At 55.7% G+C, this 1,144-nt stretch carries 2 protein-coding genes; one reads left to right on the forward strand and one right to left on the reverse strand.

The features are described from left to right. The coding region (istA, locus tag ACUNV4_RS30305; protein ID WP_430882417.1) for an IS21 family transposase at positions 1-810 on the forward strand (810 nt) is incomplete at its 5' end. Here the strand turns inward: istA and ACUNV4_RS30310 are convergent. Then, positions 790-1,144, reverse strand: a 355-nt coding sequence (locus tag ACUNV4_RS30310) for a hypothetical protein (RefSeq protein ID WP_430882418.1), incomplete at its 5' end; no start/stop codon positions are given. The two genes, istA and ACUNV4_RS30310, sit on opposite strands and share 21 nt — an antisense overlap.

The raw sequence follows: 1,144 nt of genomic DNA on the forward strand, positions 1-1,144 counted from the left end.
GAGCGCACAGTTTTGGCTACACCGAGACTCCCAATGCGAAAGATCAAAACCATCCTGCGTCTGCACTACGAAGCTGGCCTGACCCTGCGGCAGATTGCGACCTCCCAGAACATCGGTTACGGCACGGTGTCCAACTATCTCAAGCGTGCTCGCCAAGCAGGGCTTTCGTGGCCGTTGCCCGAAGGCATGAGTGAACGGGACCTCGGTTCTGTCTTGTTTCCACCTGCCAGTACCGGGCGCGCCACTGACTTTGTAGCTCCGGATTTCCCCACCCTACAGCAGGAACTGTCCACCAAGGGCATGACGCTGCTGTTGTTATGGGAGGAGTACCGCGAGATGCACCCTGATAACGGCTACAGCTACTCGCATTTTTGCAATCGCTACAAGGACTGGCTCGGCACGCAGAAGCGCTCCATGCGGCAGGTACATATCGCTGGCGAGAAGTGCTTCGTTGACTACGCCGGTCGGACAGTACCAATAGTTGATGCCGCCACCGGCGAGTTCGTCAATGCACAGATCTTTGTGGCAGTACTGGGCGCATCAGGCTATACGTTTGCGCACGCCTCGCTATCACAGACAGAGGCGGACTGGATTCAAAGCCATAATGCAGCCTTCGACTTCTTCGGTGGCATTACCCAGATTGTCGTTCCCGACTGCTTGAAATCGGCAGTCATAAAACCGCATCCCTGGGTGGCCAAAATCAATGCTGCCTATCAGAGCTGGGCGGACTACTCCGGCACGGTCATCATTCCGGCGAGAGTCAGAAAACCCAAGGACAAGGCGAGGTGTTCATACTATCTCCTGTTCTGACGATGGAACGATGGTTACTTCAGGTGGTTTGGCACCGCGGCCGCCGCACCCTTTCTTGATAATGATACCGGGTAGTGTGGCGAAAAGACATTTCTTGCCACCAGCCCATGCCTCACGTTGCAGCAGCCCGTCGCGGGCCCACTCGTAGACCGTTGTCTGGGCTATGCCTAGATGCAAACTCATCTCGGTGGCGTTGATAAACCCGCGCTCACGCAGGCGAGCATAGCGGCTTTTTAGCTGATAAGTTCTGCGCACGAATGACACGCGTTTGCCAGTGAACTCCTCACCCTTCCAGTTGCGATGACCTAACTTATTCAGCTGTTCTGCAGCTTCT

This window comes from Granulosicoccus sp. 3-233, assembly GCF_052681095.1.